Raw genomic sequence first — 24,931 nt, forward strand, 5'->3', positions numbered from 1 at the left:
GCAGTGGATCTTCCGTCGGGCAAGGTGGATTGACGCTCAGCGAGTGAGTGAGCAGCCGATGATCTGGTCGTTTTCGAGCTCGGTCACCGCGTTGACGACGAGTGAGCGCATCTCGTCGAGCACGGCGATGGTCTCATCGTCGAGACCGCTGGCGTGGACGCCCTCTGCCAGGCGGACGTTGAGCCGGCGAGCATTGGGTGGGAGATCCAGTCGTCCAGCCATCAGCGCGCCGACTCATGGTGCCCGAGAGGAACATCCGAGAACGTCCCACCCTGGACGAGGTGGTCGGGCCGTACTCGCTCGTCGTCGTGGGCGTCGTCATGAGGACGATATCGGGGAATGGTGGTGGTGAGGAACCTGGAGGTGGTGATCATGTCGAATGCCTGACTCCGCCGCAACCGTGCGGTCGCCAGGGCCGGTGCTGTGGGCGGTGAATCCGCCGAACTCGTGCCGGTCCTGTACCACCACCGTACGCCTCATTCGAGATCGCGAAGTGCACGGTCGGCCGGATCGGCAGATCTTTGGCATACTGACGGGGCCGCCGCGACCATCGGTGTCCGGTTCATGAATTTCGTGACGCGCTCCGGTTTCCGATACCGAAGACGCACCAGGCCACCACAGAAGGCCACGAGGACCAACATGTCCCCGATCGACACACCCGCCGTCAGCCGAAAATTCGTGAGTTCCTATACGGACTTGGCCGCCGAGGTCCGCGCATCCGGACTCCTCGACCGGAGACGGGTTTTCTATATTCACCGGATCACCGTCACCGTCGTCGCTTTTCTGGCTGCCTGGACTCTCGTCGTCATGCTCGGCGACACCTGGTGGCAACTCGTGCTCGCCGTCGCCCTCGGCGTGATCAGTACGCACTTCGGGTTCCTCGGCCACGATGGCGCGCACCGGCAGATGTTCAGCTCCGCCGGTGCCAACGAGTGGGCGGCACGGCTCCTCGCCGCGTCGGGAGCGGGGCTGTCGCTGCACTGGTGGCGGGGAAAGCACAACAAGCATCACAAGGCGCCCAACCAGATCGGCGTGGACCCCGATATCGCCGACGGCGCGATCGCGTTCGTGCCCGAGTACGCCGCCGCCCGGACCGGATTCTCTCGCTGGTTCGCTCGGCGTCAGGGGTGGCTGTTCGTCCCGCTGCTCATGCTCGAGGGCGTGTCCCTGCACATCGCCAGCCTGCGCGGGCTCGCCGAGCGCACGCCGGTTCCACACCGTGCGCTGGAGATCTCCCTCATCGTGGCCCGCCTGGCTCTCGGCGTCGCGGTGCCGTTGCTCGTGATGACACCGATGCAGGCGATGTGCTTCATCGGCATCCAGCTCGGCGTCTTCGGCATGCTGCTCGGCGGCGCCTTCGCACCCAACCACAAGGGGATGCCGTTGGTACCGAAGGACTTACGTGTGGACTTCCTGCGGCGACAGGTGCTGATGTCCCGCAACGTCAGGGGTGGGCGCCTCACCGATTTCATGATGGGTGGGTTGAACTATCAGATCGAACACCACCTCTTCCCGAGCATGCCACGACCCAATCTGGCCAAACTGCAGCCGCTCGTCCGTGCCCATTGCGCCCGGCACGGCGTGACCTACACCGAGACCTCCCTCCTCGCGTCCTACGGCATCGTGATCCGCTACCTGAACCAGGTGGGCATCGGTGAGCGCGATCCGTTCACCTGTCCCCTGGTTCGCACCTACCGCTAGGGGCGGGCATCCACGCGCCCGAGTCCCTGCCGGAGCACGTCCCTGCCGGCCGAACGTCAGCGCCGTCGCCATCGATAACGCACCTGCGGGCGGCCCGCGGAGCCGTATTGGGTGTCACGTTCGAGGACGTGGTCGTCCGCGAGCCGCTCGAGGTAGCGCCACGCGGTGACCCGAGACGATCCCAGGGCGCGTGCGACCTCCGAGGCGGTGAGTCCGTCGGGACTGTCGCGGACCGCCCGGCTGACCGCGTCCTCGGTCTGCGGTGCGGCACCTTTCTTGGCCGACCGACGGGTGTCGCTCGTGCGCAATTCCGCCAGCGCACGGTCGACGTCGCGCTGGCTCACCGCGTCGGCCTCGCCGGTCAGGGCCTCGCGATAGCGCAGATACTGCTCGATCTTCTCTCGGAACGCGGCGAAGGTGAAGGGTTTGAGCAGGTAGAGCAACACTCCGCGGGACATGGCGCTTCGGACGGTCGCGAGGTCGCGTTGGGCGGTGATCGCGATGACATCGGGCGCCGGGCGCACCCCCGACAGCGCAGACGCGAGGTCGACCCCGCGGGCGTCGGGCAGACCCAGGTCGAGCAGAACCAGGTCCACCGAACCGGCGGCGGCCATCCGCAGCGCCTCCTGGGCCGTGGACACGGCACCCACGACCTCGAAGCCGCCCAACCGGACGAGATAGTCCCGGTGCGCCTCGGCGATGACCGGTTCGTCTTCGACGATCAGGACGCGGATCACGGTGTGCCCGCCTGCTCGTCGACGCGCATGTGTACCGAGATGACCGAACCGTAGGTGTTCTCGGCGCTGATCGTCCCGTGCTTGCGTGCGACGACCTGCGAGACCAGCGCGAGGCCGAGGCCGCGGCCGGCGGCGTCACCACCCGCCTTGGTCGAATAACCCCGGGTGGTCGCGCGCTCGAACAGTTCGGCGTTCATGCCGGCTCCGCTGTCGGCGACCACGATGTCGAGCATGCGGTCGTCGCCGACGACGGTCACCTCGACCCATGGATCGGCCGGGTCGCAGGCGTCCAGTGCGTTGTCGATGAGGTTGCCCACGACCGTGATCATCTCGCCGGGTGTGAGCACCCGGGTGGCGGCATCGCTCACCTGCGACTCCTCGGTCAGCGACAGCGGGATGCCGCGCTCGGCGGCCTGCGCGGTCTTGCCCAGCAGCAGGGCGACCAGTGCGGGTTCGGCCACCGCCTGGGTCATCCGGTCGATGAGCTGTTGGGACAACTCGAACTCGGTGGTCGCGAGTCGGACCGCCTCGTCGGGCCGGCCCATCTCGACGAGCGCGACGATCGTGTGCAACCGGTTGGCGGCCTCGTGTGCCTGGGACCGGAGGGCCTCGGCGAACCGCGTCATCGAGTCGAGCTCACCCATCGCGTCCTCGAGTTCGGTGCGGTCACGGATGGTCACGACCGACGATCGACGGCGGCCGGACACCGGGGACCGGCTCACGAGCAGCACCCGGCCCCGCTCGGCGTAGGTCACGTCCGTCTCCTCGTCGCCGTCGGTGAGGAACGCGGGCAGTTCGTCGGGAGACGTGTCGGCCTCGATGCCGAGAAGCCGTCGCGCTTCGGAGTTGACGAGGGCGGGTCGTCCGTCCTCCACGACCACCAATCCCTCCCGCACCGACCGGAGCACGGCGTCGTGATGGTCGTACATCAACCGCAGTTCCGCGGGCGCCAGACCGCCGGTCTGCCGCAGCAGGCGTCGCCGTATCCACCACACACCGCCGACAGCGGTGGCCAGGGCCGCGAAGGCGGCGAGGGCGATCAGCGGCAACTGGCCACGCCACGCCGAGGTCAGGGTGCTCTGTGTGATGCCGGCGGCGACCATCCCCACCACCCGCCCGTCCGTGGTGCGAACGGGTGCGATCGTGCGGATGGAGGGCCCGAGGGTGCCCGTGTAGTTCTCGGTCACGGTCTGCCCGCGAAGGGCCGCATCGATGCTCCCCAGATATGGCTCCCCGATCCGGGTGGGGTCGGTATGGGTGTAGCGGGTCCGGTCCGGCGCCAGGATGGTGATGAAGGCGATCCCGGTCGCAGCGCGCACGCGTTCGGTCACCGGCTGGAGAATCGCGCTCGGATCCGGGGACGTCAGCGCGGCAACGGTCGACGGCGACTCCGCGAGGCTGACCGCCACCGCGGTGACCTCCGCGCGCGCCGCGCGATTTCCGTCGATCCGGGCGTCCACGGCCGCGAGGACGCTCTCGGCGACGACGACCACCGCGAAGACCGACAGCGCGAGGGCCGCCACCTGCCCGGCGAGCGTTCGCGGGTACCACCGCATCCCAGCCGACCTCGTTCCCACTCTGAACGTAATGAACACAATCGTGACCCGCGTCACCCCACCGGGCCACAATCCTAATCACAGTTGTCCGAGGTGGATGAGGAGAGAATCACCGATGAACATCCGAGGCAGATCCGGTGGCTCACCGGCCGGAGAAGATTCCGACCCGATCGCGACCACGCCCGACGATACGTCCGGCGCGCCCGCGAAGAAGCGGGACCGCACCCATTGGCTCTACATCGCCGTCATCATCGCGGTGGTCGCGGGTGTCGTGGTCGGGCTCGTCGCGCCCGGCGTCGGCAAGGACCTCGGCGTGCTCGGCACCATGTTCGTCAGCCTGATCAAGATGATGATCGCGCCGGTCATCTTCTGCACGATCGTGCTGGGCATCGGCTCGGTTCGCAAGGCCGCGACGGTCGGCAAGGTCGGCGGCCTCGCGTTCGTCTACTTCCTGGCGATGTCGACGGTCGCACTGGCGATCGGCCTGGTCGTCGGCAACATCATCCAGCCCGGCGACGGCCTCAACATCGACGCGATGTCGGGCAAGGGAGCCGAGCTGGCCGAGGACGCACACGAATCGGGCGGAACCCTCGACTTCATCCAGGGCATCATCCCCGAGTCCATGTTGTCCGCGCTGACCGAGGGAAGTGTCCTGCAGGCCCTGTTCGTCGCCCTGCTCGTGGGCTTCGCGATCCAGGCCATGGGCCGCACCGGGGAACCGATCCTCACCGCGGTCTCGTACTTCCAGAAGCTCGTCTTCAAGGTTCTGACGATGGTGCTCTGGGTCGCCCCGGTCGGCGCGTTCGGCGCCATCGCCAATGTGGTCGGACAGACCGGTTGGGCCGCGGTCCAGCAATTGCTGACCCTGATGCTCGCGTTCTACCTCACCTGCCTGGTCTTCGTCTTCGGCGTGCTCGGCGTGCTGCTGCGCACGGTCTCCGGGGTCTCGATCTTCCGCCTGGTGCGCTACCTCGCCCGCGAGTACCTGCTGATCTTCGCCACCTCGTCGTCGGAGTCGGCGCTCCCCCGCCTCATCGCCAAGATGGAGCATCTCGGCGTCGAGAAGACGACCGTCGGCGTCGTGGTGCCGACCGGTTACTCGTTCAACCTCGACGGCACCGCGATCTACCTCACGATGGCGTCGATCTTCATCGCCGATGCGATGGGCGACCCGTTGTCGGTCGGCGAGCAGATCGGCCTGCTCGCCTTCATGATCATCGCCTCCAAGGGCGCCGCCGGCGTCAGCGGAGCGGGACTGGCCACACTCGCCGGCGGACTGCAGGCCCACCGGCCGGAGATGCTCGACGGCGTCGGCCTCATCGTCGGTATCGACCGGTTCATGTCCGAGGCACGTGCGGTCACGAATTTCTCCGGCAATGCGGTCGCCACCCTGCTCGTCGGCTCATGGACCAGCACCGTCGACAAGCAGCGCGTCGACGATGTGCTGTCGGGTCGGGACCCGTTCGACGAGTCCAACATGGTCGACGACGAACTCGAATCGGACGCCACCGCCGCGCGAGGTGCACACGAGAAGGTCCTCACCCACTGACGCGGACACCACGGCAACGACGAGGCCGCCCCACCGGAAGGTGGGGCGGCCTCGTCGTCTGTGCAGAAGGGCGGGTCAGCCGGCGGCGGCCGCGGTGGCCATCACCCGCAGCGAGGCGATCAGCCCGTCGATCAGGTTGCCCTGACGAAAACCGGTGACCGCGGCGGTGACGCCGAGCGCCGCCACACGATCGTTCACGCGGGTGGAGACCGAACTGCCGGAGACGATGACCACGTCGCGCGAGTTCGGCGACACGGCGATCAGCGTGCCGTACGCGGGCTCGGGCGACTTCGCGAGGATCTCGCGGGCACTGGCCTCCACGTCGCCGTCGAGGTCACCGATGTACACCGAGAAACGGACGAGGGCCTTCTCGCTGGCGGCCTTGAGCGTGTCGTCGAGCGCGATCAGGTCCCGCTTGCTGAAGGGCGGCGTCGTCGGCGAGTCACCGGGGTAGCGAGCCGCGGAGATGCGGCCGCTGTTGGTGAACACCGCGCCCACCGGCAGCTCGGCGGCCGAACGGGCCGCGACCTCGGCGCTCACATTCGCGTGCGTAACCTCACCACTTGCCACTGGCCGAACTCCCGTCAACGTCGCTTGGTTCCGCGTGCCGCGGAAGTGCCATCGGTTCGATGTCGGTGGCACTGAAGAGAAGCGGTGCATGCTCCCACTGCTGGTCGAGGGTGTACTCCTTGACCTTCGGGTACTTGACCCCGGAGGAGAACACCATCGCGACAACACAGAGCAGCACGAAGAGCACCGTCACGATCGTGACTGGCACTCCGATGGGGACGATCAGGCTGTCGACGTCCATGTCACCCTTTCGATGGTCGCGCCGGACCCGCCCGGTTGTGGGCGCAGGTCATCGTTGATCAATCTAACCCACCGAACACCGCCCGGCGCACCGGGGCCTACAGCGCGTCGTAGACGCGCGAGGCGCCCCCGCGCGGCCTCCGCGACGCCTCACGCAGCGCCGGAGCCGATGTACTGGAGCCAGGCCGGATCGATGTCCTTGATCGTGGCGAGCAACCGCCAGTGCCTGCCCTTCGGCGCGACCGGAACCGTACGCAGCGCCCACCCGAGCTCCCCGAGGAGGCGGTCCGCCTTGCGGTGATTGCACGACGCACAGCACGCCACGCAGTTCTCCCATGTATGCGTTCCGCCCCGGCTCCGCGGGACCACGTGGTCGATCGTCGTCGCCCGTGCACCGCAGTAGCCGCACCGCGCCCGGTCCCGGCGCATCAGTGCGTCCCGGGTCATCGGGACCGTCGCCCGGTAGGGCACGTGGACATATTTCCGGAGCCGGACCACGGTCGGGATCGGGACCGCGGTACCCACCGAGTGCATCGCACCGCCGTGTTCGTCGGCGTGCACGAGGTCCGCGCGACCGCGCAGCACGAGAACCACGGCACGCCGGACCGTCACGGCCGTCAGCGGTTCGTAGGTGGCATTGAGGAGCAGCACCCGACGACGTGTCCAGGTGCGGGTGCCGGTCGCGTTCTCCTCGGTGTCGACGTCCCGCATCGGTGTCGCACCGCCCGTTGCCCGCGACCTCGCCCTACCGTGCGTCGCCCTCGCGTGTGATCTGTGCGTCATTTTCGCCTCCCACCACTCCGACGAGCACAAGTCCATCACGGCGGCGGTCTCCGTGGGAACCGTTTCGCGGTGTCGGGCCAGCTCAGAGCCCTGGAACCGGCGCGACGTTGAGAGGTGCGGCCGGGGTGAGGACAATGGCGTAGGTGACTGGCGAACCCAACACATCCCCTCCGACCCCACCGGCGCCGGAAACCCCCGCGCGGACCTTCTACGACGAGGTCGGCGGCGCCGAGACGTTCCGGCGCCTCACCGCTGTGTTCTACACCGAGGTGGCGCGCGACGAGGTGTTGCGCCCGCTGTATCCCGAGGAAGACCTCGCCCCCGCCGAACGCCGGATGCGGATGTTCCTCGAGCAGTACTGGGGCGGTCCGCGGACCTACTCCGACGAGCGGGGCCACCCCCGGCTCCGCATGCGCCACAATCCGTTCCGCGTCGGGCCGATCGAACGGGACGCGTGGCTGCGCTGCATGCACACCGCGATCGCCTCCATCGACGAGGAGACCCTCGACGCCCCGCACCGCCGAGCGTTGATCGACTACATGGAGATGGCGGCGCAATCGATGATGAATTCGCCCATCTGAGAGCGGTTTCCCTCCCGACACGCCGCCCGACTCGCCGACTGACCTGGATTTCTCCGAGAAAACTCAGGTAAGGCACAATGACCACGGTGAGCGACGAGACACCAGATGTTGTCCCCGCCGAGTCATCTGACGTGGGCCAGCCCGAGGACGCGCCGTACGACGACGGCGCGATCGAGTCCGATGTCGATGCGCTCGACGAGCCGACCCCGGATGAGTCGGTCACCGAGGCGGCCGTCGTGGCCGCTGACACACCGGTCACACCGCCCGTTGTCCCGCAGCTGGATCCGTCCGACACCTCGTGGTGGAAATCCGCGGTGTTCTACCAGATCTACCCGCGCTCCTTCTCCGATCTCGACGGCGACGGGATCGGCGACCTCGCCGGGGTCATCGACAAACTCGGTTACCTCGAACTCCTCGGAATCGATGCCATCTGGCTGAGTCCGATCATGGCCTCCCCCATGGCCGATCACGGTTACGACGTCGCCGACCCCCGCGACATCGATCCCCTGTTCGGCGATCTCGACGTGTTCGACGACCTCATCGCCGAGGCCCACGAGCGCGACATCCGCGTCACGATGGACCTCGTCCCCAATCACACGAGCGATCAGCACGAGTGGTTCGTCGCCGCGCTCGCGGCGGCACCCGGCAGTCCCGAGCGGGCGCGATACATCTTCCGCGACGGCCGTGGCGACGACGGCGACGAGCCGCCGAACAACTGGCACAGTATCTTCGGCGGACCGGCCTGGACCCGGGTGACGGAGGCCGACGGTTCGCCCGGACAGTGGTACCTGCACATCTTCGCGAAAGAACAGCCGGACCTGAACTGGGAGAACCCCGACGTCTTCGCCGATCTGGAGGAGACCCTGCGCTTCTGGCTCGACCGCGGCGTCGACGGTTTCCGCATCGACGTCGCCCACGGGATGGCCAAGCCCGCCGATCTGCCGGACATGGATCTGTCGGCGACCAAACTCCTGCAGAACTCGGACGACGATCCGCGCTTCAACAACTATGCGGTGCACGAGATCCACCGCAAGATCCGCAAGGTTCTCGACGAGTACCCCGGTGCGGCCAATGTCGGCGAGATCTGGGTCAGCGACAACGAGCGTTTCGCCGAGTACTTGCGCCCCGACGAACTGCATCTCGGTTTCAACTTCCGGCTCGCCAAGGCGCCGTTCGACTCCGGTGCGATCAGAGAGGCCATCGAGAACTCTCTCGACGCGGTCCTGTCGGTGTCGGGCACGCCCACGTGGACACTGTCGAATCACGATGTGGCCCGCGAGGTCACCCGCTACGCGGTGGTCGATCCGGAGACCGGCTCGCTCGACGTCGAACGGGGAACGAGGCGCGCGCGTGCGATGCTCGTCGTCGAGATGGCGCTGCCCGGAACGATTTTCCTCTACAACGGATCCGAACTGGGGTTGCCCAACGTCGACGACCTCCCGGACGACGCCCTGCAGGACCCGGTGTGGGAGCGTTCGGGACGCACCGAACGCGGCCGCGACGGATGCCGCGTCCCGATCCCCTGGGAAGGGACCGAGCCCCCATTCGGATTCAGCACGTCGACCGACACCTGGTTACCGATGCCCGCCTCGTGGCAGGCCCTCAGCGTCGAAGCCCAGCTCGAGGACGTGGGTTCGATGTTGTCGCTCTACCGCGCCGCCATCGACCTGCGCGTGACGCGACCGGAGTTCGCCGGCGAGCACATCGAATGGTACGGCGCACCCGAGGGGTGCCTGGCGTTCCGCCGTTCCGAGGGCCGGCTGGTCTGTGCACTGAACGCCGGCGAGGTGCCGGTTCCGCTCCCGCCCGGTGAATTGCTGCTCGTCAGTTCGCCTCTCATCGACGGGATGCTCCCGCCGGACGCGGCGGCCTGGCTCGTGTGACGGGCCCGGCCGCCTAATTCAGGACGGTGACCGCGAGATCGCGATGGCGGCGCTGGTAGACCGACCCGAAGCGCGCGTCGATCCGAATCCACGCCGCAGACATCCGGATTCGCACCGGTTCGTCGGCGGCGATCGCGCCGGTGTCGGAGGTCTCGGTGACCGCGCGCCCGGCCGCGTCGCGGATGAACCCCATACCGGTGAGGGCGAAGACCGACCTCATGCTCACCGCGGCCCGCAGTGCACCGTCGTCGGAAGTGACCTCCAGGACATCCTGGTCGAGCAGACCGGTTGCGGGACCGTGCCCGCTGCCGTCCTCGCGCGCGACACGGGCGCCCTCCCTGGACAGTTCGACGATGCTACGGGCGGGGACGTCGTCGATGTGCCGGAAGCCGACCGCGGCGGGAAGCGCTCCGCGCCAGGCACTGTCGAGCGAGAAACCGGGGTCGACCGCGTCGCCGGGGCCGGCCGCCTCGACCTTGGATCGCAGGGTCGACGCGTCGCACACGACGTCGGTCGGCGCGACCCGTCCGGTCACCGAACGCGTGGCGAGGACATCGAATCCGGTGTGTGCCCACAGGGCCACCAGCCCATCCGATCGCGCCACCACCCGGACGACCGCGGCGTCGTCGAGACGCACGGCATGTGCCAGGAACGCGAGAGCATTGGATCGGTCGGACGACGCGATCTCGATGAACCGCTCCATCAGCTGGGTCCGGCGGATCGAGTGCTGGATTCGTCTCTCACCCGGCGGAATCCGGCGAGGTAGTCCTTCTGCTCCGGGGTCAGCCGCGCAATGCGTTGCGCCTCGACGTCGAAGGCGACGAGCTGGGTGCTCGCGACGACGGCCGGGCGCGAGGCGGGGTCGGCGCCCGCCGCCCGCACCTCGTAACCGACGGTGAAGTCGACAGCGCGCAGTCGCTCCACGTACATCGTGACCTCGATGGGCCCCTCGGAATGACGCAGCTGCGCTTGATATCTCACGTGTAGATCGGCGACCAGACAACCGTCCCGCAGCGGAGCGGTCGGCCGGCCGTCGTAGAACAGCCACGGGATACGAGCCTCTTCGAGCAACGTCACCATCCGGGCATGGTTGATGTGCGCGTAGACATCCATGTCCGACCACCGGACCGGCACCTCGACCACATATCCGGCGGCGGTCGCGGTCCCGGCGTCCTCGTTCAGCACGTACGTCATCCCCTGTCAGATCGGTATCCCCGGGGTGGCCCTCGCGGCCGCCCGGGTGCCACCCTACGCACCGGGCCACCAGGTCAGGCAGGCGCGATGTCCACCGGAAGCCCGTTGAGGACGACGGTTCCCGACAGCGGGTCCAACAGGGTGCCGTCGTTGAGCTCGTTCACGTTGACCCCCGGTTCGGTGGCGGCGACACTCAGTCGGACGCCCTCGACATCGTGGCCCCATCCGTGCGGCAGGGACGCGACGCCGGGCCGGATGTCGGTGGTGATCTCGACGGGTACCGTCAGCGACCCGCCCGAGCCGCGGATCTTGGCGACGTCGGAGATCCCGAGCCGGTCGGCGTCGTCGGGATGTATCTGCAGGGTGCAGCGGTTGGTACCGCCGGTGAGTGCCGGCACGTTGTGCATCCAGCTGTTGTTGGACCGCAGATGACGACGACCGACCAGCAACACGCCGCCGTCGGCGACGGGAACCGCGTCGTGGTCCGCGGACACCTCGGCCCACAGACGGGCGAGGTCGCCGATGAGCGGGTCGGGAGCGAGCTCGACCTTCCCGGACGCCGTCCGCAGGACCCCGGGCAGCCGTGGTCGCATCGGCCCCAAGTCGATGCCGTGGGGTGCGGCCAGCAGATCCGCGAACGTCAGTCCCGCGCGGGCTCCGAAGGCGTCGCCGTACGCGCCGACGCGCAGCAGCATGTCCAGGCGACGCCGGTGTCCCGGCGCGTCGGGGAGCATCGCGACCAGTGAGTCGACGTCGCGACCCGCGACCGGTGAATGCGGGTCGGCGACCTCCTTGGCCAGTGTCGCTCCGATGACCTGCTCGTCGACGAGCCCGGGATCGGCATCGACGTCGGCGCCCGAGAGACCGAGGATCAGCCGGGCGACGATCTCGATCTCGTCGGGCCGACCCGGCGGCAGCGGCAGGACCGGCGGCGAGTAGCGAGCGGTGGCCCGGACGGCCAGATTGTTCAGGATGGCGTCGAAATGCGGGCTCTGCGATGGACGCGGCGGCGGCAGCAGAACGTGCGCGTGCCGTGTCGTCTCGTTCAGGTACGGGTCGACGCAGACCACGAATCGCGCGTCGTCGAGTGCGCGCCCCAGGCGTCCACCGTTGGGCGCGGAGAGCACCGGGTTGCCCGACACCGTCACCAGCGCGCGCAGCCGTCCGTCCCCGGGGGTCTCGAATTCCTCGGCCATCGCGACGGCGGGCAGTTCGCCCCCGACCTCCGCATGACCGGACACCCGGCTGCGCCACCGTCCGGTGCGGAATCCCCGTCCCGCGCGGGCCGGGCGAGGGGCCGGCGCGGTCGGAGCGAGCGGGAACATCACTCCGCCCGGCCGGTCGAAGTTGCCGGTGAGGATGTTGATCACGTCGATGAGCCAGCTGCCCAGCGTGCCGAATCGCACTGTGGTGGTACCCATCCGGCCGTACACGGCAGCCGAGGGGGACGTGGCGATCGATCGCGCGAGCGCTCGGATGTCGGCCGCCGACACACCGCAGTACGCCTCCACACGTTCGGGCGTGAAGGCGGCCATCTCCCGGCGCAGGGCATCGACGCCGATGACGTGTGTGGCGATTCCGCCGAGGTCGTCGGCAACGAGATCGTCGTCGAACAGGCAGTGCACGACCGCGGACAACAGGGCCGCGTCGGTGCCCGGACGCGGAGCGAGATGGGTGTCGGCGAGTTTGGCCGTACGGGTACGGGCCGGGTCGATGACGGTGAGCCGTCCGCCACGCCGGCGCAACGCGGTGAGTTTTCCGGGGAAGTCCGCGGCCGTGGTGACGCTGCCGTTGGAGACCACCGGATTCGCCCCGATGATCACGAGGTGGTCCGTGCGATCGAGATCCGGGACCGCGAAGGTCCCCGCGTGTCCCACCAGATAACCGGTCGCCGCCTGCTTCGGCATCTGGTCGAGTGTGCTGGCGCTGAACACATTGCGGGTGCCGAGGGCCCGGATGAGCAACGGCGCGTACATCGTGCCGGCGACGGTGTGCGCGGACGGGTTGCCGAGATAGAAGCCGATCGATTCGCCGCCGGAGGTCGCGATCACCTCGGTCAGCCCGTCGACGGCGGCCGCGAACGCTGTGTCCCAATCGGTGTCGACGAGCCGCCCGTCGCGCCGGATCATCGGCCGGTCGAGACGATCCGGGTCGTTGTCGAGCTGCGCGAAGCTCGCGCCCTTCGGACAGATATATCCGGCGCTGAACACGTCCTCGGCATCGCCGCGTGCCCCGGTGACGATCTCGCGGCCGGTCGTGGAATCCCGGTCGATACTGAGGGTAAGACCGCAGGTGGCCTCGCAGAGTGGACAGATGCGCGGCGCAATTCGAGTCATACGCCCAGGCTAGGCCGTCGTGACACCGGTCGTCGGACGATTACTCCGACGGCCGCGGGCTCAGCGGATCACGCTGCGCAACTGGCGGGCGGCGACCGTGAGGGTGGCGAGGTCTGCGGTCCCGGTCTCGTCGATCTCTCGGAGCACGCTGCGAACCCGACTGAGCCGGCTCGACTGTGAGGACTCCCATTCGGCAATCTTCTCCGCCGTGCTCTCCTCGGGTTCGCTCACCTCGAGGATCTTCAGCGTGAGCGCTCGCAGGGCACCATGCATGTCGTCGCGCACGGCCAGCCGCGCGAGCGCATGCCACCGGTCGCCGTACTCGAGTCCCGACACCGCCGTGAGCAACTGCTCGAGCTCGAAGTGTTCCATCACGGCGAAGTACAGCTCGCCGACCTCGGCGGCGTCGCGGTCGGCGATCTCGGCGGCGTCGATGATGTCGAGCAGGCAGAACCGGTGCAGGCTCGCCGCGACGGTGCGGGCGAGGTCCTCGGGCACCCCGCGGTCGGCGAAGCCCCGGGCACGCTCGGTGATATCGCGGAGCGACGTCGGGCCGTACCAGTCATCGACGACGGCGGACAACGACGCGACCCGCTCGCCGTAACGAGTGATCTCGGCGGCCATGGCCAGCGGCTGCGGCCGGAAGGCGAGCAACCACCGGGAGGCCCGGAACAACAGGCGTCGCGCGTAGAGCATCATCTCGTCGACGGCCTCGACCGGCGCGGGCGCGTGCCGGATGCCCTCGACGACCTCGTTCATGCCGAAGACCTTGTTGGACACCACGTATGCACGCACACCCTCTTCGGTGGTGCAGCTGCTCCCCTCGCTCAACCGGAACAGATGGGTCATGCCTGCGTGGTCGATCACATCGTTGACGAGGGTCGTCGCCACGATCTGGCGGCGTAGACGGTGCCCGCCGATCGCATCGGGGTACCTCGCACGGACCGCGTCCGGGAAGTAGCGCGCGATGCGGGGCGCGAACACGTCGTTGTCGGGCAGGTCGGTGGCGAGCAGGTCGGCTTTGGACTCGAGTTTGACGTGCGCCATGAGCGTGGCGAACTCGGGTGAGGTGAGGCCGCGGTGCAGATCCCCGTCGACTCGTCTCCGCAATTCGCGTGGCTCGGGCAGTGCCTCCAGGCGCAGGTCGACACCGCGCTTGGCGGCGAGGTGTTCGAGCATGCGGGCGTGCACCTCCACGCGTGTCAGCTCGAAGGTCCGGCAGAATCCGAGTTCGGAGTTCTGCGAGATGTTGTCGGCGAGAACGAGTTCGGCGACCTCGTCGGTCATCGACTCCAGCAGCGGGTCCCGATCGGCGGCGTCGAGCTCACCCGCCGAGACTGCCGAGTCGAGCAGGATCTTGATGTTGACCTCGTGGTCGGAACAGTCGACACCGGCCGAATTGTCCAGGGCGTCGGTGTTGATGCGGCCCCCGGCCAGGTCGAATTCGATCCGACCGCGCTCGGTGACCCCGAGGTTGCCGCCTTCGCCGATCACCTTGGCCCGCACCTCGTTGCCGTCGACGCGGATCGGATCGTTGGACTTGTCGCCGACGCTCCCGTGCGATTCGGTCGAGGCCTTGACGTAGGTGCCGATGCCGCCGTTCCACAGCAGGTCGACCGGGGCGAGCAGGATCGCGCGGATCAGGTCGGGCGGCGACAGCTCATCGACGGCTTCGTCGAAGCCCAGTGCTTCCGCCATCTCCGGGGTGATCGGGATGGACTTGAGATCGCGCGCCCACACTCCGCCGCCGGCGCTGATGAGGTCGGTGTCGTAGTCGGCCCATGAGGAACGGGGCAGTTCGAAGAGCCGCGTGCGCTCCTCGAACGACGCCGCCGCCTGCGGGTCGGGGTCGACGAAGATGTGCCGATGGTCGAAGGCGGCGACGAGTCGGATGTGCTCGCTGAGCAGCATGCCGTTCCCGAAGACGTCGCCGCTCATGTCACCGATCCCGACGACGGTGAAGTCCTGCGACTGGGTGTCGGTGCCCATCTCGCGGAAATGACGCTTGACCGACTCCCACGCCCCGCGGGCGGTGATGCCCATGGCCTTGTGGTCGTATCCGGCCGAGCCGCCGGAGGCGAAGGCGTCGCCGAGCCAGAACCCGTACGACGTCGACACGTCGTTGGCGATGTCGGAGAACGACGCGGTGCCCTTGTCGGCCGCGACCACCAGGTAGGTGTCGTCGGAGTCGAGCCGGACGACCCCGCGGGCGGGGATCACCTCGCCGGTCGTGAGATCGATGTTGTCGGTGACGTCGAGCAACCCGGCGATGAACTGCCGGTAGCACGCGATTCCCTCGGCCCGCTGCGCCTCCCGGTCCCGCGCGGCGTCCCCGGATGGCGGCGGCGGTCGCTTGACGACGAAACCGCCCTTCGCGCCGAGCGGAACGATCACGGCGTTCTTCACCGCCTGCGCCTTCGCGAGTCCGAGGATCTCGGTTCGGAAGTCCTCGCGACGGTCCGACCACCGCAGGCCGCCGCGGGCGACCGAACCGAATCGGAGGTGGACCCCCTCGACACGCGGTGAGTAGACGAAGATCTCATGCAGCGGACGGGGTTTCGGGGTCTGCGGGATGTCGCGCGGACGGAGTTTGAACGAGATGACCGGACAGTGGTCGGTGTCGGGGTCCCGGCCGCCGACGAAGTAGTTCGTGCGATCGGTCGCGCTGAGGACCGCGGCGAACGCGGAGACGATGCGGTCGGCGTCGAGGCTCAGCACGAGCCCGATCTCCTCGGCGAGCCGTTCGCGCAGTCGTTCTCGGCGCTTCTCGTCGGCGGTCTCGGGGTCGAAGGACGCCACGAAAAGATCCACCAGCCCGCGGGTGATGGCGAGATGCTGCCCGAGTACGGCGGCCACGTGGGCCGAGCTGTAGGAGAATCCGCACTGGCGCAGGTACTGGCCGTAGGCCCGCAGCATCGCCGCCGACCGCCAGTCCAGACCCGACCGGATGACGAGTTCGTTGTAGGCGTCGACGTCCGCGCCGGCCAGCCAGATGCGCCGGAAGGCCTCGGTGAACCGGTCGGCGAGATCGTCGGCGTGATCCAGGTCCACGGTCATCCCGGCCGCGAGCTGGACACTGAATTCGTATGCCCAGCAGACTGTCTCATCCAACCGATGGATCTCGTAGGGATGTTCCTCCAGGACGTCGAGGCCGAGACTGTGCAGCACCGGCAGGACGTCGGTGAGTGTTGCCGACGCTCCGCAGAGGTAGAGCGTGAAGATCCACCGGTCCTGCTGCGCGTCTCCTCCCGACTCGGCGGCGTCGAGGGTCACGTCGATCTCGCCCGGCTGCAGACCCACGACGCGAATCAGGTCGGCGAGCGCCGCGCGCGGTTCACGAAGCTCCTTGTAATCCTCCGACAACGAGGACAACTGGCGCAGCAGCACGTCCGGGCCGCCCCCGAGCCCGGGGATGTCCTCGGCGGCAGCCAGTTCGCGAACCCGCTCGTCCCAACCGCGGATCGCGGCCGCCAGCGAGGCCTGCATCCGCGCGTGGGCCGGCGATCCCGTGTCGACGGACCCGAGCTCGGCAGCGGTCGTCGGGTCGATGCAGACCAGCACCTGCAACAGCGCCAGCGGCATCTCACTGACGCGCGCCGTGTATTCCAGTGCCGTCCCGTCGACTTCGGCGACCAGCGCACGTTCGAGTGCCAGCCGGCTGTCGGTGTTGTAGCGGTCCCGGGGAAGGTAGATGAGCGCGACCGCGGTGCGTCCGTCGAAGTTGGTGCGCACGAAGAGGCGCAACGACCGCGTCGCCACCGCGTCGAGCATCTCGGTGAGCCGACGTTCGAGCTCGTCTTCGGTCGACGAGAACATCTCCACCAGCGGGTAGTTCTGCAACAGTTCGATCATCGACTGCCCGGCAAAGGAGTCCTCCTCGACACCGGCGTGCGCGAGGACATCGTGCACCTTGCCCCGCAGCACCGGGACGTCGAGAACGGCCTGGTGGTTGCCCGCCGAGGTGAGGGTGCCGAGGAACCGGTGCTCACCGTTGTGTTCACCGCTCCCGTTGAACGTCGGAACCTGGAGCAGCACAGGAAAATTCGTCCGCTGGATGCCGGTCGCAACGAACACCCGGCTCACCCTGGGCATCAGTCGGCGGTCGGACACCGACGGGAAATCGCGGTCGATGGAGTCGGTTCGCCACACGCCGAGACGTTCGGCGTCCGCCACGGAGCCGTCCACACCCACCCGCGCATAGCCCAGTGGATGAAAGTGATTACCCGCGAACCACTCGAGCAGAGCTGCGTATTCACCGCGCTCGGCATCGCCGACGCCGGTCCGTGCGAGCGGCGCGTCGGCCATCTCGCCGGCACACGCCACCATGCGCGCACGCATGTCCGATGCGTCGGCATCGACGTCGATGACCCGCGAGACGACTTCGCGGAGATCTTCGCGCAACGGCTCCGGGTCGATCCCCGGATGACGCGCGAGACCGCTGACGACGATCCACGACTCAGAGGTCGTCTCGCCGGCGTCGACGGCGACGAGTGTGCCCTCGGAGTCGCGTCGTACCGGCATCACCGGATGATCCATCCGATCGACGGTGAGGTCATGTGCCTCGACCGTGGCCAGGACGGCTTCGACGAGCATCGGCATGTCGTCGTTGACGACGAGGATCTCGACCGTTCCGCCCTCACCCGCAGTCACCTCGACGAGCGCCTGCCCGCGACGGCGGACGCGAGCGGCATCGAGATGCCTGATGACCTGGTCAGCGGCCGACTCGCCTGCCGACCCGTCGGTCCGCGACCTGAAGTAGTGGTTCACCGCGTCCGGAACGAGTGACGTCACATCTGCCGATGCTAGTCACCCGCGCCGGACGGGGTCGGGATTAATCGCGAGTGAGTTTGCGGTGTGTGACGCGGTGGGGGCGGGCGGCGTCGGCGCCGAGACGGTCGATCTTGTTCGCCTCGTAGGCCTCGAAGTTGCCCTCGAACCAGAACCACTGCCCCTCTTCGACGTTGCCCTCCCACGCCAGGATGTGGGTACAGGTCCGGTCGAGGAACCAGCGGTCGTGGCTGATCACCACGGCACAACCCGGGAACTGCTCGAGCGCGTTCTCCAGTGAGCCCAGGGTCTCGACGTCGAGGTCGTTGGTGGGCTCGTCGAGCAGGATCAGGTTGCCGCCCTCTTTCAGGGTGAGCGCGAGGTTCAATCGGTTGCGCTCACCGCCGGAGAGCACCTCGGAGCGCTTCTGCTGGTCGGGCCCCTTGAACCCGAAGGCGCTGACGTACGCGCGCGAGGGCATCTCGTTCTGACCGACCTCGATGTAGTCGAGTCCGTCGGACACGACCTCCCACACCGTCTTCTTGGGGTCGATGTTGGCGCGGCTCTGGTCGACATAGCTCAGCTTGACCGTCTCGCCCACCTTGACGGTGCCCGAATCCGGCTGCTCGAGCCCGACGATGGTCTTGAACAGGGTCGTCTTGCCGACGCCGTTGGGTCCGATCACGCCGACGATGCCGTTTCGCGGCAGCGTGAACGACAGATCCTTGATGAGAACCCGGCCTTCGAAGCCCTTGTCCAGGTGGGAGACCTCGACCACGACGTCGCCCAGACGAGGCGGCGTCGGGATCTGGATCTCCTCGAAGTCGAGCTTGCGGGTCTTCTCCGCCTCGGCGGCCATCTCCTCGTACCGGGCCAGACGGGCCTTGTTCTTGGTCTGACGGGCCTTGGCGCCCGAACGAACCCAGGCCAGCTCTTCCTTCAGCCGCTTCTGGAGCTTCTGGTCCTTCTTGCCCTGGACCTCGAGACGCTCGGCCTTCTTCTCCAAGTAGGTCGAGTAGTTGCCCTCGTACGGGTGCAGCTTGCCGCGGTCGACCTCGCAGATCCACTGCGCGACATGGTCGAGGAAGTACCGGTCGTGGGTCACGGCCAGCACGGCGCCGGGGTAGCTCGCCAGGAACTGCTCGAGCCAGAGCACCGACTCGGCGTCGAGGTGGTTGGTCGGCTCGTCGAGTAGGAGGAGGTCGGGCTTCTGCAGCAGCAGCTTGCACAGCGCGACGCGGCGCCGCTCACCGCCGGAGAGGTGGGTGACCGGCGAGTCGGCCGGCGGACACCGCAGGGCGTCCATGGCCTGCTCGAGCTGCGAGTCGAGGTCCCAGGCGTCGTTGTTGTCCAGGTCTTCCTGGAGTTTGCCCATCTCCTCCATCAGCTCGTCGGAGTAGTCGGTGGCGAGCTGCTCGGCGATCTCGTTGAAGCGGTCGAGCTTGACCTTGATCTCGCCCATGCCCTCTTCGACGTTCTCCTTGACCGTCTTCTCCTCGTTCAGAGGCGGTTCCTGGAGCAGGATGCCGACCGTCGCGTCGGGGTCGAGGAAGGCCTCGCCGTTCGACGGCTGGTCCAGGCCGGCCATGATCTTCAGGATCGACGACTTGCCGGCGCCGTTGGGACCCACCACGCCGATCTTGGCGCCCGGGTAGAAGGACATGGTGACGTCGTCGAGGATGACCTTGTCGCCGTGCGCCTTGCGAACCTTCTTCATCGTGTAGATGAACTCAGCCACGTGAAAACTCCTTCGGACCTGCTCGATGCCGTGTGATTGTCAGCCGCGGACGCGGGGGTGGGCGCCCAGAGCGCACACACATGGAATCCAGCCTAGTCGCCGCCGGATGCCGGGCGACGGTCCGGTGCGCTTGCACCCGCCTCGCCGTGAGCCGACATTTCCACGTTGGCTCGCGGTGGCGAGGGTTTACCGGGACAATGTCGTGGGGCATAGAAGGGGGAATCGGGTGAGGCGGCCGTGCGGGTGCACGGTGGCGTGGCGATGGGAGCGATCGATGGGTGGGTTACCCAGATGGACGGTCGTGTCCGTGGTTCTGGGCGTGATGGTCGGCTCGATGGGCGTTGTCGCCTGCACCCCGCCGCCACGGGAGTGTCCGCCGACGATCTCGCCCCTGTCCGGCCCGGCCGGGGACTGTCTGCGGTTCGGTGTCAGCACCCCGAGCGGCCCGCTCCGACCGGCCGAGGTCGCATCGGTCACCGAACTGGTCGGGGTCCGGCCGACCGTCAATCTGTTCTTCGAGGACTTCACCGCCATCCCGCCGATCGCCGCACTCGATGCGGTGGTCGCCGAGGGCGCCGAGCCCGTGGTCACCTGGGAGCCGTGGCGTCATCTCGGTGGCGCCGCCTACGACCGGGGTGCGTTCTCGATGTCCTCGATCGTCGCCGGCGTCCACGACGATTACCTGTACCGCTGGGCCGATGAACTCGTCGCCTGGGGCCAGGTCGTCTACCTGCGGTTCGCGCACGAGCCGAACGGCGACTGGTATCCGTGGAGTCCCGCGGGAGGGACACCTCCCGAGCTGTACATCGCCGCATGGCGGCACGTCCACGATCTCTTCGCCACCAAGAACGCGCGCAACGTGAAATGGGTATGGGCCCCGAATGTTCCACTCGCCGACGACGCTCCCCTGTCCCGCTGGTATCCGGGTGACGAGTACGTCGACGTCCTCGGGATCGACGGCTACAACTGGGGCGCGGTACCCGGCCATCGATGGACCTCCCCGAAAGAGCTGTTCGCCGACTCCCTGGAGCAGCTCCGTGCCCTGTCCCCGCAGAAACCGATACTCGTCACCGAGGTCGGGTCGGCGGAGGTCGGTGGGTCGAAGGCCGAGTGGATCGCCGACCTGGTGACCTATCTCGACGAGGCCGACAACGTCACCGGCTTCGTCTGGTTCGACCACGACAAGGAAGCGGACTGGGGCTTGGGCAGCACGGCGGCAGCAGGCGCCGCGATGGCGCGCGCACTCGAGAAAGCGGGACTGAGGTGACCCTGGTGGACGCGTACATCGATGCTGACCTCGAAGAGGCACGCCTGCACTCCGTGCAGCAGCTGAACGTGCTCGACTCACCGCCGGAAGACCGGTTCGCGCAGATCACGAGGATGGCGAAAGCCGTTTTCGGCGTACCGATGTCGACGGTGTCGCTGCTCGACCGGGACCGGCAGTGGTTCAAGGCGGTCGACGGCATCGATCTGCAGAATCTGCCGCGCGAACAGACGGTGTGCCAGGTGACCGTGGCCCGCGCCTACGATCATCCCGAGGATCCCGCCCTCATCATCCCCGACGTCTCCAAGGTCGAGGCCTTCGCCACGATCCCCCAGATCGCCGCCGAGGGCGGAATCCGCTTCTACGCCGGCTATCCGCTGTACGGCCCGGGCGGGCATCCGGTGGGAACGTTCTGTCTGTACGACACGCAACCGCGGGAACTGACCGCCGACCAGCAGGCGGCGTTCCGGGAACTCGCCGCGTGGGCGCAGCGGGAGATCGCGAACACCGACGACCTGGAACGTGCCGCGCTAGTGCAGCGCCAGCTGTTGCCGCCGCCGCTCGACGTCGTCCCGGGCTGGTCGATCGCCGCGATGTGCTTGCCTGCCTTCGCCGTCGGCGGAGACTTCTATGACCACTACCCCTGGACCGACGGCCTGGTGTTCACGGTCGCCGACGTGATGGGCAAGGGTCTCGGCGCGGCGATCCTCACCGCGACGGTCCGCTCCGCGATCCGCGCGGCCTCCCGCGCCCTCGACGCCGCGGCCCGGGACTCGACCGACGCCGACCTCGGTCAGGTGGTGGGCACGGTCGCCGATCAGCTCGCCGACGACTTCGCCGGCACCGAGACGTTCGCGACCGCATTCCACGCGCGGCTGCACACCGACGACGGCCGGCTCGAGTACGTGGACGCCGGCCACGGCCTGTCGGTGGTCCGCCGCAGCACCGGACGCGTCGAGTCGCTCAACGGCGGCGGTCTGCCGATCGGCATCCTGCGCGACGAGACCTGGGACACCGCACAGATCGACCTGGCTCCGGGCGACATGCTGGTCATCACCTCCGACGGGCTGCTGGACCTCCTGCCCACCGGCGACGACGCGGCGCTGCGCGCGCTCTTCGACGGCACTGCCACACCGTCGGACGTGTGCTCGATGGTGCGCGAACTCGTGGCCGCACAACCGCCGATCGACGATGTGACCGTCGTGGCCATCCGTCGAGACGACACCGGATGAGCGAGAGCGTCGAGGAGGCCACCCTGGCGCGGACTGCCCCGTCGCCGTGGTTGCGACTGCTGATCGTCGTCGCCGCGGTCCTGGGCATCAACTACATCGTGTGGCGGTGGCTCGCCTCGGTGAACTGGGACGCGTGGTGGATCGCGGTACCGCTCGTCGTCGCGGAGACCTACAGTCTCATCGACTCGCTGCTGTTCGGTCTGACGATGTGGCGGCTGCAGCACCGTCCCGAGCCTCCTCCCCCGCCCGAGGGCGCCACGGTCGACGTCTTCATCACCACCTACAACGAGCCGCTGGACCTGGTGATGACGACCGCGATCGCGGCGAAGGCGATCACGTATCCGCACACCACGTGGATCCTCGACGACGGTGATCGCGCCGAGATGGCCGAGGCCGCGGCGCAGGCGGGCATCGGGTACATCACGAGATCGTCGAACTGGCTGGACAAACCCCGCCATGCCAAGGCGGGCAATCTCAACAACGCGCTGATGCAGACCGAGGGCGAGTTCCTGCTCATCCTCGATGCCGACCAGATCCCCGAACCGCAGATCCTCGACCGTACCCTCGGGTACTTCCACGACGAGAAGATGGCCCTGGTCCAGACCCCGCAGTACTTCGTGAACGTGCCACCCTCGGACCCGCTCGGCAGCCAGGCGCCGCTGTTCTACGGCCCGATCCAGCAGGGCAAGGACGGGTGGAACGCAGCCTTCTTCTGCGGTTCCAATGCCGTGCTGCGCCGGGAGGCGTTGATGCAGCTCGGGATCACCCAGTACGTCTCGGCCGTCTCCGACGGCATCGACCGCGCCCTGCGCACCGCGCGATCGGTGCTCAAGTCGACTCGCAAGCAGGTGGGCCGCGACAACCCCACCGCCTCGGCCGCCCTCGATGCCGTCGACGCGGCGGTCAGAGACGCACGGGCACAACTGAAGAAGAAGGAGCCGCTCGCCGACATCACCTACCGTTTCCAGGCCCGGGTCGACGAGGCGGCGCGCGGTCTCGCCGACGCCGACGTCGAGGCGATGCGCGCCGACCTGGAGGCGATCGAGGCGCTCACCGAGCTGAGCGAGCGGGAAGCGGGCGCCGGCGCCGTCGACTACGACGCGCTCGCGGTCCTCGCCGAGCGCGAATGGTCTCCGCTGGGCGCGATCGAATCGATCCGGGCGATGGTCGAGGCCGTCGACGTCGGGAGATCCGACGAGGCTCAGCCGATGCTCCCCCTCGCGACCATCTCGGTGACCGAGGACATGGCCACCTGCATGCGACTCCACGCCCTCGGCTGGAACTCGGCCTATCATCACGAGAACCTCGCCTTCGGCCTGGCCCCGGAAGACCTGAAAACCATGGTCACGCAACGACTCCGGTGGGCGCAGGGCACCATCCAGGTGATGCTGCGAGAGAACCCGCTGGTCCAGAAGGGTCTCACGATCACGCAGCGACTCATGTACTTTGCGACCATGTGGAGCTATCTCGCCGGGTTCGCGGCCATCGCCTACATCGCGGCGCCGGTCGTCTACCTGGTGTTGGGCATCCTGCCCGTGCAGGCCTACAGCTGGGACTTCTTCCTGCGGCTCATCCCGTTCCTGGTGATCAACCAACTGCTGTTCCTAGTCGTCGCGCGGGGCACGCCGACCTGGCGCGGCCAGCAGTACAGCCTTGCCCTGTTCCCGGTGTGGATCAAGGCCTGTACCACCGCATTCCGCAACGTCTACATGAATCGTCCGCTCGGTTTCGCGGTGACCCCGAAGACCAAACAGTCGCAGGATGCCCTGCCGTGGCACATCGTCCGGCCGCAGCTGATCGCGATGGCGCTGCTCGTGGTGGCGTCGGTGATCGGCATCGTGCAGTTGTATCGGGGGGCCATCTCCGTTCTCGGGGTGGGCGTGAACCTGTTCTGGGTACTGTTCGATCTGGTGATCCTGAGTGTTGTCATCACCGCGGTGCGGTACCGCGGTCCCGATGAGGAAAGGCAGTGATGGCGAATTTCGCGACCCGCAGCGTTGATGGAGGTGCGGTGGTGATTCGGCCCGAGGGTCGGCTCAACATGGTTGCCGCCCCACGGCTCCGCGACCAGTTGCACGAGTTGGTCGGATCGGGGTCGTCTCGGATCGTCGTCGATCTGTCCGGTACCGACTTCATCGATTCGTCGGGGTTGGGTGCGCTGGTCTCCGGCCTCAAGGTGGCGCGTCAGGCCGGCGGCGACCTCCGGATCGCTGCTCCCACACCGCAGGTGGTCACCGTGCTCGAGTTGACGAACCTCAATCGCGTTCTCCGCGTTCACCCATCCGCCGACTCCGCGTTCGACGGAGCCTGACGGGGACCGCCCGCTCATCCAGAGATCGAGGACCCGGCGATGACCGAGAACACCGCGACCCGCATCCTCGAGGAGATCACCTCCCTCGAGACGATGGATCACATCCACGCCCTGCTCGCCGACCTTCTCGCCGAGTGCCCGATCGACGACATGGATGCCATGCAGTTCGAGCTCGCGGTCGCCGAGATCGGCGCGAACGTCGTCGAACACGCCGGCGAGGGCTCCACGGTCACGCTGCGCCTCGAACTCGAGGTCGCACCGGATCGGGTCGAGGCCCGCTACTCCGACGACGGGAACCCCGCTCGCGTCGATCTCGACGCGATCAGCCTGCCCGACGACTTCGCCGAGCGCGGTCGTGGCCTGGCGATCGCGATCAACGTGCTCGACGAACTGGGATACCGCCGCGCCGACGGGAAGAACCACTGGCGTCTGGTCCGGAACCGTTCGGCCTGAACCAAAATCCATCGAACAGGTCCGATCCCGCGTCCG

20 protein-coding genes are annotated in these 24,931 nt (G+C 67.9%); 9 read left to right on the forward strand and 11 right to left on the reverse strand.

The genetic code is table 11. The features are described from left to right. Positions 1–36: 36 nt before the first annotated feature. On the reverse strand, positions 37–222 hold the full coding sequence (locus AB4Z55_RS17375) for a hypothetical protein (protein WP_369520168.1): 186 nt from the start codon (positions 220–222) through the stop codon (positions 37–39). Between the two features lie 417 nt (positions 223–639). On the opposite strand from AB4Z55_RS17375, the gene AB4Z55_RS17380 reads away from it, so the two are divergent. Next, positions 640–1,701 (forward strand): fatty acid desaturase, encoded by a 1,062-nt coding sequence (locus AB4Z55_RS17380; RefSeq protein WP_369520169.1) that lies wholly within the window; start codon positions 640–642, stop codon positions 1,699–1,701. Between the two features lie 56 nt (positions 1,702–1,757). On the opposite strand, the gene AB4Z55_RS17385 is transcribed toward AB4Z55_RS17380, so the two are convergent. Both AB4Z55_RS17385 and AB4Z55_RS17390 read right to left on the reverse strand, forming a co-directional pair. Then, the gene (locus AB4Z55_RS17385) at positions 1,758–2,438 is read right to left on the reverse strand and encodes a response regulator (RefSeq protein ID WP_369520170.1); all 681 of its coding nucleotides are present in this window, start codon (positions 2,436–2,438) and stop codon (positions 1,758–1,760) included. After that, positions 2,435–3,994 (reverse strand): ATP-binding protein, encoded by a 1,560-nt coding sequence (locus AB4Z55_RS17390; protein WP_369520171.1) that lies wholly within the window; start codon positions 3,992–3,994, stop codon positions 2,435–2,437. Before AB4Z55_RS17390 ends, AB4Z55_RS17385 begins: the two co-directional genes overlap by 4 nt. A gap of 115 nt (positions 3,995–4,109) precedes the next feature. On the opposite strand from AB4Z55_RS17390, the gene AB4Z55_RS17395 reads away from it, so the two are divergent. Next, positions 4,110–5,543, forward strand: a complete 1,434-nt coding sequence (locus tag AB4Z55_RS17395) for a cation:dicarboxylase symporter family transporter (protein WP_369520172.1) — start codon at positions 4,110–4,112, stop codon at positions 5,541–5,543. Between the two features lie 75 nt (positions 5,544–5,618). On the opposite strand, the gene AB4Z55_RS17400 is transcribed toward AB4Z55_RS17395, so the two are convergent. The 3 genes from AB4Z55_RS17400 to AB4Z55_RS17410 form a co-directional block, all read right to left on the reverse strand. Beyond that, entirely contained in the window at positions 5,619–6,113 is a 495-nt protein-coding gene (locus tag AB4Z55_RS17400; RefSeq protein ID WP_193363240.1) for a DUF5130 family protein, read from the reverse strand. Next, positions 6,100–6,354, reverse strand: a complete 255-nt coding sequence (locus AB4Z55_RS17405; protein WP_004019594.1) for a hypothetical protein — start codon at positions 6,352–6,354, stop codon at positions 6,100–6,102. Before AB4Z55_RS17405 ends, AB4Z55_RS17400 begins: the two co-directional genes overlap by 14 nt. A 149-nt stretch (positions 6,355–6,503) precedes the next feature. Then, a complete protein-coding gene (locus tag AB4Z55_RS17410) occupies positions 6,504–7,064 on the reverse strand; it encodes an HNH endonuclease (RefSeq protein ID WP_369520173.1) in 561 nt (186 codons plus the stop codon). Between the two features lie 215 nt (positions 7,065–7,279). Here AB4Z55_RS17410 and AB4Z55_RS17415 point away from each other — a divergent pair, with 215 nt between their 5' ends. Both AB4Z55_RS17415 and AB4Z55_RS17420 read left to right on the forward strand, forming a co-directional pair. Then, positions 7,280–7,717, forward strand: a complete 438-nt coding sequence (locus tag AB4Z55_RS17415; RefSeq protein ID WP_010841643.1) for a globin — start codon at positions 7,280–7,282, stop codon at positions 7,715–7,717. A gap of 77 nt (positions 7,718–7,794) precedes the next feature. Then, entirely contained in the window at positions 7,795–9,600 is a 1,806-nt protein-coding gene (locus AB4Z55_RS17420) for a glycoside hydrolase family 13 protein (protein ID WP_369520174.1), read from the forward strand. A 13-nt stretch (positions 9,601–9,613) separates the two neighbouring features. Here the strand turns inward: AB4Z55_RS17420 and AB4Z55_RS17425 are convergent, their stop codons facing one another. The 5 genes from AB4Z55_RS17425 to ettA all read right to left on the reverse strand — a co-directional run bounded on the left by AB4Z55_RS17425 (position 9,614) and on the right by ettA (position 19,635). Beyond that, the gene (locus AB4Z55_RS17425; protein ID WP_354559764.1) at positions 9,614–10,303 is read right to left on the reverse strand and encodes a hypothetical protein; all 690 of its coding nucleotides are present in this window, start codon (positions 10,301–10,303) and stop codon (positions 9,614–9,616) included. Next, positions 10,303–10,794: a thioesterase family protein gene (locus AB4Z55_RS17430; RefSeq protein ID WP_354559766.1), complete on the reverse strand. Its 492-nt coding sequence runs from the start codon at positions 10,792–10,794 to the stop codon at positions 10,303–10,305. The genes AB4Z55_RS17425 and AB4Z55_RS17430 overlap by 1 nt, the downstream gene beginning before the upstream one ends. Before the next feature lie 74 nt (positions 10,795–10,868). Next, the gene (locus tag AB4Z55_RS17435) at positions 10,869–13,130 is read right to left on the reverse strand and encodes a molybdopterin-dependent oxidoreductase (protein ID WP_369520175.1); all 2,262 of its coding nucleotides are present in this window, start codon (positions 13,128–13,130) and stop codon (positions 10,869–10,871) included. Positions 13,131–13,190: 60 nt separating this feature from the next. Continuing rightward, a complete protein-coding gene (locus AB4Z55_RS17440; protein ID WP_369520176.1) occupies positions 13,191–17,921 on the reverse strand; it encodes an NAD-glutamate dehydrogenase in 4,731 nt (1,576 codons plus the stop codon). A gap of 40 nt (positions 17,922–17,961) precedes the next feature. Beyond that, positions 17,962–19,635 (reverse strand): energy-dependent translational throttle protein EttA, encoded by a 1,674-nt coding sequence (gene ettA, locus AB4Z55_RS17445; protein WP_004019585.1) that lies wholly within the window; start codon positions 19,633–19,635, stop codon positions 17,962–17,964. Between the two features lie 274 nt (positions 19,636–19,909). On the opposite strand from ettA, the gene AB4Z55_RS17450 reads away from it, so the two are divergent. Genes AB4Z55_RS17450 through AB4Z55_RS17470 form a run of 5 tightly spaced genes read left to right on the forward strand, consistent with a single transcriptional unit; the run spans position 19,910 to position 24,895 of the window. Beyond that, positions 19,910–20,902 carry a glycoside hydrolase family 26 protein gene (locus AB4Z55_RS17450; RefSeq protein ID WP_369520177.1) on the forward strand — a complete coding sequence of 331 codons (993 nt, stop codon included), beginning with the start codon at positions 19,910–19,912 and terminating at the stop codon, positions 20,900–20,902. Further along, the gene (locus tag AB4Z55_RS17455) at positions 20,899–22,131 is read left to right on the forward strand and encodes a PP2C family protein-serine/threonine phosphatase (protein WP_369520178.1); all 1,233 of its coding nucleotides are present in this window, start codon (positions 20,899–20,901) and stop codon (positions 22,129–22,131) included. The genes AB4Z55_RS17450 and AB4Z55_RS17455 overlap by 4 nt, the downstream gene beginning before the upstream one ends. Beyond that, positions 22,128–24,104 (forward strand): glycosyltransferase family 2 protein, encoded by a 1,977-nt coding sequence (locus AB4Z55_RS17460; protein WP_369520179.1) that lies wholly within the window; start codon positions 22,128–22,130, stop codon positions 24,102–24,104. Before AB4Z55_RS17455 ends, AB4Z55_RS17460 begins: the two co-directional genes overlap by 4 nt. Further along, positions 24,104–24,442, forward strand: a complete 339-nt coding sequence (locus AB4Z55_RS17465) for an STAS domain-containing protein (protein WP_004019580.1) — start codon at positions 24,104–24,106, stop codon at positions 24,440–24,442. Before AB4Z55_RS17460 ends, AB4Z55_RS17465 begins: the two co-directional genes overlap by 1 nt. Before the next feature lie 39 nt (positions 24,443–24,481). Continuing rightward, complete coding sequence (locus tag AB4Z55_RS17470; RefSeq protein ID WP_004019579.1) at positions 24,482–24,895, forward strand: ATP-binding protein; 414 nt, start codon at positions 24,482–24,484, stop codon at positions 24,893–24,895. The last annotated feature ends 36 nt before the right edge of the window (positions 24,896–24,931 follow it).

This window comes from Gordonia sp. ABKF26, assembly GCF_041103195.1.
GTDB classification, from domain to species: Bacteria; Actinomycetota; Actinomycetes; order Mycobacteriales; family Mycobacteriaceae; genus Gordonia; species Gordonia terrae.